The organism is Kitasatospora sp. NPDC056181 (assembly GCF_042266225.1).
Lineage (GTDB): Bacteria > Actinomycetota > Actinomycetes > Streptomycetales > Streptomycetaceae > Kitasatospora.
Genome location: NZ_JBHJUK010000255.1, coordinates 1 through 7489, shown reverse-complemented (window position 1 = coordinate 7489; position 7489 = coordinate 1). Strand labels below are relative to the sequence as shown.

Annotated in this window: 8 protein-coding genes and 1 pseudogene; 5 read left to right on the top strand and 4 right to left on the bottom strand. The window is 73.9% G+C overall.

Translation table 11 applies throughout. The features are described 5' to 3' along the window. Window positions 1-235 precede the first annotated feature (235 nt). Window positions 236-1258: a glutamine synthetase GlnII gene (gene glnII / locus ACFC1F_RS42075; protein ID WP_376166954.1), complete on the top strand. Its 1023-nt coding sequence runs from the start codon at window positions 236-238 to the stop codon at window positions 1256-1258. A 64-nt stretch (window positions 1259-1322) separates the two neighbouring features. Here the strand turns inward: glnII and ACFC1F_RS42070 are convergent, their stop codons facing one another. Then, entirely contained in the window at window positions 1323-2060 is a 738-nt protein-coding gene (locus tag ACFC1F_RS42070; RefSeq protein WP_376166952.1) for an SDR family oxidoreductase, read from the bottom strand. Window positions 2061-2410: 350 nt separating this feature from the next. Between ACFC1F_RS42070 and ACFC1F_RS42065 the strand changes: the two genes are divergently transcribed. Then, window positions 2411-3508: an LLM class flavin-dependent oxidoreductase gene (locus tag ACFC1F_RS42065; protein WP_209411758.1), complete on the top strand. Its 1098-nt coding sequence runs from the start codon at window positions 2411-2413 to the stop codon at window positions 3506-3508. A gap of 132 nt (window positions 3509-3640) precedes the next feature. On the opposite strand, the gene ACFC1F_RS42060 is transcribed toward ACFC1F_RS42065, so the two are convergent. Next, a complete protein-coding gene (locus ACFC1F_RS42060) occupies window positions 3641-3952 on the bottom strand; it encodes a putative quinol monooxygenase (protein ID WP_376166950.1) in 312 nt (103 codons plus the stop codon). 112 nt (window positions 3953-4064) lie between these two features. On the opposite strand from ACFC1F_RS42060, the gene ACFC1F_RS42055 reads away from it, so the two are divergent. The 3 genes from ACFC1F_RS42055 to ACFC1F_RS42045 all read left to right on the top strand — a co-directional run bounded on the left by ACFC1F_RS42055 (window position 4065) and on the right by ACFC1F_RS42045 (window position 5945). After that, window positions 4065-4409 (top strand): helix-turn-helix transcriptional regulator, encoded by a 345-nt coding sequence (locus ACFC1F_RS42055; protein WP_209411760.1) that lies wholly within the window; start codon window positions 4065-4067, stop codon window positions 4407-4409. A gap of 214 nt (window positions 4410-4623) precedes the next feature. Further along, a complete protein-coding gene (locus ACFC1F_RS42050) occupies window positions 4624-5157 on the top strand; it encodes a hypothetical protein (protein WP_376166948.1) in 534 nt (177 codons plus the stop codon). Between the two features lie 11 nt (window positions 5158-5168). Beyond that, window positions 5169-5945 carry an MOSC domain-containing protein gene (locus ACFC1F_RS42045; RefSeq protein WP_376166946.1) on the top strand — a complete coding sequence of 259 codons (777 nt, stop codon included), beginning with the start codon at window positions 5169-5171 and terminating at the stop codon, window positions 5943-5945. Window positions 5946-6078: 133 nt separating this feature from the next. Here ACFC1F_RS42045 and cobC read toward each other — a convergent pair whose 3' ends face one another. Both cobC and ACFC1F_RS42035 read right to left on the bottom strand, forming a co-directional pair. Then, window positions 6079-7170, bottom strand: coding sequence for an Rv2231c family pyridoxal phosphate-dependent protein CobC (gene cobC / locus ACFC1F_RS42040; RefSeq protein WP_376166944.1), 1092 nt, complete (start codon window positions 7168-7170; stop codon window positions 6079-6081). Next, window positions 7167-7489: pseudogene (locus ACFC1F_RS42035) on the bottom strand (hypothetical protein); the annotation flags it as partial. The pseudogene ACFC1F_RS42035 and the gene cobC, both read right to left, overlap by 4 nt.

The window sequence follows — 7489 nt, the reverse complement described above, 5'->3', positions numbered from 1 at the left end:
GGTCGCGGCCGGCGGCGGTGCCCTATGGGCCACCCGTCGCCGGGCCGCGCACGCCCGCCGGCACTGAGCGGCGCCCCCTCGGTCTGCGGGAGTGCCACCCGCGGCACTCCCGCAGCGTGACCGTGCCAACGCGGACGGTTGGTTCACCTGGGTGTTACATAAGAGGAACAACCGGGAAACGGCGGCTTGCGACGCTACGCGGGCACCCACCACCCAGTTTGTGAGGTTCACCGCCGTGGCAATCAAGGCCGAGTACATCTGGATCGACGGCACCAAGCCGACCGCCAAGCTCCGCTCGAAGACTCGGGTCCTGGCCAACGCGGACAAGATCCCCACCTGGGGCTTCGACGGCTCGTCGACCAACCAGGCCGAGGGCCACGCGTCGGACCGCGTGCTGGAGCCGGTGAAGGTCGTCAAGGACCCGATCCGCGGTGGTGACAACATCCTCGTCCTGTGCGAGGTCCTGGAGACCAACGGCACCGCGCACGAGTCGAACACCCGCGCCCTGCTGCGCGAGGTCGCCGAGCGTTACGCCGACCAGGAGGCGATCTTCGGCATCGAGCAGGAGTACACCTTCTTCAAGGGCTCCCGTCCGCTCGGCTTCCCGGAGGGTGGCTTCCCGGCCCCGCAGGGCGGCTACTACTGCGGCATCGGCGCCGAGGAGGTCTTCGGCCGCGAGATCGTCGAGCTGCACCTCGACCGCTGCATCGACGCCGGCCTGGCCATCTGCGGCATCAACGCCGAGGTCATGCCCGGCCAGTGGGAGTTCCAGATCGGCCCGGTCGACGCCCTGACCGTCTCGGACGACCTGTGGATCGCCCGCTACCTGCTGTACCGCACCGCCGAGGAGTTCGGCATCGACGCCACCCTGGACGCCAAGCCGGCCAGGGGCGACTGGAACGGTGCGGGCGCCCACACCAACTTCTCCACCCGGGCGATGCGCGAGGGCTACGACGCCATCATCACCGCCTGCGAGTCGCTCGGCGCCTCCCAGGAGAAGGTGCTGGAGCACGTCAACCAGTACGGTGACGACATCCAGTCCCGCCTGACCGGCAAGCACGAGACCGCCCCGTGGAACGTCTACAGCTACGGCGTCTCCAACCGCGGTGCCTCGGTCCGCATCCCGTGGCAGGTCGAGGTGGAGCAGAAGGGCTACATCGAGGACCGTCGCCCGAACGCCAACATCGACCCGTACGTGGTCACCCGCCTGCTGGTCAACACCTGCTGCGAGGCGCTGGAGAAGGCCGGCCAGGTCTGATCCGGCCCCACCGCCGTACGCCCGTCGGCCCTTCCCCACCAGGGGGAGGGCCGACGGCCGTTTCTCAGGCCAGTCCGCCCGTCGCCCGAATGTTCTGCCCGGTGATCCACCGGCCGTCCGGCCCGGCCAGCACCGCCACGACGTCGGCCACGTCCTCCGGCCGGCCCAGCCGGCGCAGCGGGGTCATGCCGGCGACCGCCTCCAGCGCCTCCGGCGGGTTGGTGCCGCGCAAAAGGTCGGTGTCGGTCGCTCCGGGCGACACGGTGTTCACCGTGATGCCGCGCGGCCCGAGTTCCTGGGCCGCGACGGCGGTCAGCTGCTCGACCGCGCCCTTGCCGGCGACGTAGGCGGCGCTGCCGGGGACGGGACGGACCGTGTTGGCCGTGGAGAGGTTCACGATCCGACCGCCGTCGCGCATCGTCCGGGCCGCGTGGCGGATCGTCAGGAACACCGCCCGCGCGTTGACCGCGAGCACCCGGTCGAACTCCTCCGGCTCGGTCTCGGCGATCGTGGCCCGGGTGAAGGACGTCGCGGCGTTGTTCACCAGGATGTCCAGCCCGCCGAGGAGCTCCTCCGCCTCCCGCATCAGCCGTTCGGGTCCGTCCGGATCGGCCAGGTCCAGCCGGAGGGCGTGGACCGTCCCGCCCTCCGCCCGCACGGCCCTCACGACGTCGGCGGCGGCGTCAACGGAGGTGGCGAAGTTGAAGACCACCTCCGCCCCCTCGCGGCAGAGACGCTCGACGACGGCCCGGCCGATGCCGCGCGATCCCCCGGTGACGACGGCGGCCTTGCCCTTCAACACGGTTCCTCCAACGGATGTGCGGTGAGTTGTCCTCGGACCGGCTGCCCTCGAACCGGCTGTCCTCAAACCCGGGGCCTCGATCCGGTTGTCCTCGGACCGGTTGTCCTCGGACCGGCTGCCCTTGAACGTAACCCGGCGCGCCCGGGTGTGTCCCGGCCTGGAGGGGCCGGCGCCCCTCTTGATCGGCACCGGAGGGGCGCGGATAATCGCGCCCATGACCGCTCCCGCCCGTCACCTCCTCGTCCGGCGTCTCCACGTCGACCTGGTGCGGGTCTGCGCGGCCGCCTGTTGCCGGTGACGTCCACCGGCACTTCCACCAGCAGGCAGCCACGGCACCGGAGCGTTCACGCATGTCCCTCACCTTCCACTGGTTCCTCCCCACCAACGGCGACAGCCGGCACGTCGTCGGCGGCGGGCACGGCTCGACGCCCGGTACGGCCGGGTCCGACCGGCCGCCGAGCATCGCCTACCTGGGGCAGATCGCGCGCAGCGCCGAACAGCTGGGCTTCGAGGGGGCGCTGACGCCGACCGGTGCGTGGTGCGAGGACGCCTGGCTGACCACCGCGATGCTGACCCAGGTCACCGAGCGGCTGAAGTACCTGGTGGCGTTCCGGCCCGGGCAGATCGCCCCGACGCTGGCCGCCCAGATGGCGGCGACGTACCAGCGGCAGTCCGGCGGGCGGCTGCTGCTCAACGTGGTGACCGGCGGGGAGTCCGCCGAGCAGCGCGCGTACGGGGACTTCCTGGACAAGGACGCGCGCTACGCCCGGACCGGGGAGTTCCTCTCGATCGCCCGGCGGCTCTGGGCGGGGGAGAGCGTCGACCACGACGGCGTCCATCTGCGGGTCGAGCAGGCGAAGTTGAACCGGTTGCCCGACCCGGTGCCGCCCGTCTACTTCGGCGGTTCCTCCCCGGCGGCCGGCGAGGTCGCCGCACGTCACGCGGACGTCTACCTCACCTGGGGCGAACCGCCCGCGCAGGTACGGGAGAAGATCGGCCGGATCCGTGAACTGGCCGCCGCCCAGGGCCGCGTGGTCCGCTTCGGCATCCGGCTGCACGTGATCACCCGGGACACCTCGGCGCAGGCCTGGGCGGAGACCGAACGGTTGCTGGCGGCCATGGACCCGGCGCGGATCCGGGAGACCCAGCGGGCCCTGGGGGAGAGCGAGTCGGAGGGCCAGCGCCGGATGCTCGCGCTGCACGGGGGTTCGGCGGAGCGGCTGGAGATCCACCCGGGGCTCTGGGCCGGCATCGGACTGCTGCGCGGCGGCGCGGGCACGGCGCTGGTCGGCAGCCACCGGGAGGTCGCGGACCTCGTCACCGAGTACCACGAGCTGGGCATCGACGAGTTCGTGCTCTCCGGGATGCCGCACCTGGAGGAGGCCTACTGGTTCGGCGAGGGTGTCCTGCCGCTGCTCGCCGCCCGCAACCTCTGGAGCCGGCCGTGAGCTCCGGAGGTGCCGGGGCGGGTGCGCCGGGGTCGGGGGCGCGGTGGCCGGGCGCGCCGGGGGCGGGTGTTCCGCGGCCCGGTGTTCCGTGGCCCGGTGTCTCCCGGGCGGGCGTTCGGCGGCCCCGGGAGGCTAGGCCCGGGTGTACGGGCTCCGCATCGTCAGGAAGCGGATCTCCAGGTCCTCGGTCAGGTAGTCCATCCGGCGCTCCTGGAAATCGCGCAGGTGCGGCAGGGCCAGGTGGGCGTCGAGGTCGGCCTGGCTGCGCCACGCCTCGTAGAACACGAAGACGCCGGGCTCGTCGCGGTCCTCGTGGAAGTGGTATTCCAGGCAGCCCGGCTCCTGCCGGGTGGGCTCGACGAACGAGAGCAGCAACTGCTTGAGCTCCTCGGCGCGTTCGGTCTTGGGACGGGCGGTGCCGACGAGCGTGACGAGCTGGTCCATCCGGGTTCTCCCCTGCTTCAGGTACGACTGCAGTCGTACCTGGCGGACGCTAGCAGCCGCCAGAGGTACGATTCAAGTCGTACCTGAGGAGCACCCGAGGAAGGCCGCCGCCATGCCGGACGAAGAAGGCCACCCGGCCGTCGAGGAGATCGAGCTCGGCAGGGTGCTCTCCGCGCTCGCCGACCCGCTGCGCCGCCGGGTGGTGCGCGAGCTGGCCGCCGCGCCGGACGGCACGGCGCGGACGTGCAGCTCCTTCGCGCTGCCCGTCTCGAAGGCGACGGTCACCCACCACTTCCGTACGCTGCGCGAGTCCGGGCTGGTCCGGCAGGTGGACGGCGGGAATAGCCGGATGGCCAGTCTCCGCCGCGACGAGATCGAGGCCCGCTTCCCCGGCCTGCTGGCCATCCTGCTCGCCGAGGGTGCGGCCGGGCCGGCCACGGGGGCCGTCGGCGGGTAGTCGGTCGGTCTCCGGTCGGTCTCCGGTCCGGTTGCCGTTCTGGTCTCCGGTCCGGTCGCCGGCGGGCGGGGGAGGCCGCCGGCTGCCGGAGAGGTCCGCGCCTCCCCGGGCATGCCACGGATCGTCCCCGACCGGCCGTCGGCAGCCGGGCGTCCAGGTGGCGGAGGGGCAAAGCGGTGGCCGTCCGGCCGCTGTCCGGGCGAGGATGCGCGGTATGACGCAGCCCCTCCTCCTGCTCGACGTCGACGGCCCGCTCAACCCGTACGCCGCCAAACCGCACCGGCGGCCGGAGGGTTACGGCACGCACCGGGTGAAGCCCGGCTCGTGGGTGGCCCGATCCCCGTGCAGGCCCGCCGAGCACGTGCGCCCGCTGCGGCTCTGGATCAACCCCGCGCACGGACCCGAACTGCTCGCACTGCCGTACGAGTTGGTGTGGGCCACCACCTGGATGGAGGAGGCCAACCACTGGATTTCGCCGTTGGTCGGCCTCCCGGGGCTCCCGTACGTCGACTGGCCCGAGCTCCACCAGGACGACCCGGACGGCCTGCACTGGAAGACCCGCCACCTGGTCGCCTGGGCCGCCGGCCGACCGTTCGCCTGGGTGGACGACGAGTCGGGGCCGCTGGACGGCGAGTGGATAGCCGCCCACCACCCGGCCCCGGCGCTCGTCCTGCGCATCGACCCGCGGACCGGCCTGCGCGAGGGCGACTTCGCGACGCTGCGGCGGTGGGCGGAGGCGCTCTCGTGAGGGTCGGGGTGGTGGAGAGGCTGTGGCGCTATCCGGTGAAGTCCATGCTGGGCGAGGAGTTGGGTGCGGTGGCCGTGGACGAGCGGGGCCTGCACGGCGACCGGGTGTGGGCGCTGCTCGACGAGCAGAGCGGGCGGGTGGTGAGCGTCAAGAACCCGCGGCGCTGGGCGGGGATGCTCGGCTTCACGGCCGTCCTCGTCGCCGGCGAGCCCGTGATCACCGGCCCGGACGGCCGGCCGGTCGGCGCGGCCGAGCTCTCCGGCCTGTTGGGGCGGAAGGTGCGCCTGATCGCGGGGCGCCCACCCGGAGCGACGATCGAACGGGCCGTTCCCGAGGAGGTGTTGGCGCACGGCATCGAGGAGGAGGTCACCGTCACGGTGAACGAGATCGGCCGGGCCGCCCCCGCCGGCACCTTCTTCGACTTCGCTCCCGTGCACCTGCTCACCACGTCCACCCTGGACCGGGCCGTGCCCCAGCCCGAGCGCTACCGCCCCAACGTCGTGATCCGCACCGACGCCGACGGCTTCGCCGAGAACGCCTGGGTGGGAAGGGAGTTGGCGATCGGCCCGAAGCTCCGTCTGCGCATCCTCATCCCGACGCCCCGCTGCGCCGTCCCCACCCTCGTCCACGGCGCCCTGCCGCGCAGCACGGCCGCTCTGAAGGTGCTCGCCGAGCGGAACCGCCTGGTCCCGCTGGAGGGCATGGCGGCCCTGCCGTGCGCGGGCGTGTACGCGCAGGTGCTGGAACCCGGGGCGGCGAGGGTGGGGGACGCCGTCGTCCTGCACTGAACCGGGAGGCCGGCCGCGCCTCCGGGCCGCGCCGCCGGTCCCGCGCCGCCGGTCCCGCGCCGCCGGTCCCGCGCCGCCGGGCCGTGCCGCCGGTCCCGTACCGCCGGTCCCGTACCGCCGCCGGGTGCCGCCGTCAGTGCGCGTGCGGGGAGGTGCGGTGCGGGGAGGTGTCGTACAGGGCGGTCTCGCGCAGGACGGTGTCGAGTGCGGAGAGGAAGCGGTCGGTGGTGGCCTGGTCCCGGACGGCGATCCGCAGCCAGTCCGGCCCGAGGCCCGGGAAGGTGTCGCCACGGCGGACGGCGAACCCGTGCTCGCGCAGGCGTTCGCGGACGGCGGCGGCGTCCGGCAGCTCGATCAGGACGAAGGAGGCGGCCGGCTCGCCGTGCACCCGGACGGCCGGGAAGGCGGCGAGGCCCTTCAGCAGGTGGTCGCGGTGCTCGCCGAGCAGCCGGGCGGCCTGCTCGGCCTCGGCCAGGGCGGCCGGGGTGCTGCACGCCTCTGCGGCGGCGAGGGCGGGGGTGGAGACCGGCCAGAGCGGCTGGGCGGCACCGAGCGCGGCGATCAACGGGGCCGGGCCGAGCGCGTAGCCGATGCGCAGGCCGGCCAGGCCCCAGGTCTTGGTGAGGCTGCGCAGGACGACCACCCGGCCGGGCAGGTCCCGCACCGCGGCGAGGGATTCGGTCTCGCCGGGCACGGTGTCCATGAAGGCCTCGTCGATCACCAGCGTGCGGCCGGGCCGGGCGAGGGCGGCGACGGCGTCGGCCGGGTGCAGGACGGAGGTGGGGTTGGTGGGGTTGCCCAGGACGACGAGGTCGGCCGCGGGCGGCACGTCGCCCAGCCGGAAACCGTCGGCGGGCGAGAGGAGCACCCGCTCCACCGTGTGCCCGGCGTCCCGCAGGGCGGCCTCCGGCTCGGTGAACTGCGGGTGCACCACGACGACATGATGTGCCGTCAGCACCCGTGCCAGCAGGACGAACGCCTCCGCCGCCCCCGAGGTGAGGAGCACCTCGTCCACCGGACGCCCGTGCCGGGCGGCGACGGCGGCTCGGGCCGCCGTCTGGTCGGGGTAGGCGGCGAGCTCGCCGAGCGTGGCGGCGAGGTGCTCGCGCAGCCACAGCGGGGGCGTGCCGGTGCGTACGTTGACGGCGAGGTCGACCAGACCGAGCCCGTCCGCGCGCACCTCCGCGTCACCGTGGTGGCGGAGGTCATGGTCGGGGGTGGTCACGAGGGTTCTCCAGCGGCGCGGGCATCGGCAGGGGTACGGGCGTCAACGGGTGCATCGAGCGCAACGGGTGCATCGAGGGCAATGGCCGCCAGGGGTGCGACGGCTGCAGCGGCCGCCAGGGGTGCGACGGCGCCGGCGGCAGGAGGGCCGTCGGCGGGCAGGAGCGGCAGGCCGGGGACGCGGAGGAGGTCGTAGCCGCCGGCGGGCGGCGGGGCGTGGCCGAGCCCGTCGCCGAGGGCGACCAGGGCGACGGACTCCCGCCGTGACGCCAGTTCGACCGCCACGCCGACCGGGTCCCCGGTGGTGAACCGCCGGGCCG

What these genes read in the sequence shown, in the direction of transcription:
- ACFC1F_RS42050 (WP_376166948.1), top strand. Translation starts at nt 4,624, where the DNA reads ATGACGCAGCCCCTCCTCCTGCTCGACGTCGACGGCCCGCTCAACCCG.
- ACFC1F_RS42055 (WP_209411760.1), top strand. Translation starts at nt 4,065, where the DNA reads ATGCCGGACGAAGAAGGCCACCCGGCCGTCGAGGAGATCGAGCTCGGC.
- ACFC1F_RS42065 (WP_209411758.1), top strand. Translation starts at nt 2,411, where the DNA reads ATGTCCCTCACCTTCCACTGGTTCCTCCCCACCAACGGCGACAGCCGG.
- ACFC1F_RS42060 (WP_376166950.1), bottom strand. Translation starts at nt 3,952, where the DNA reads ATGGACCAGCTCGTCACGCTCGTCGGCACCGCCCGTCCCAAGACCGAA.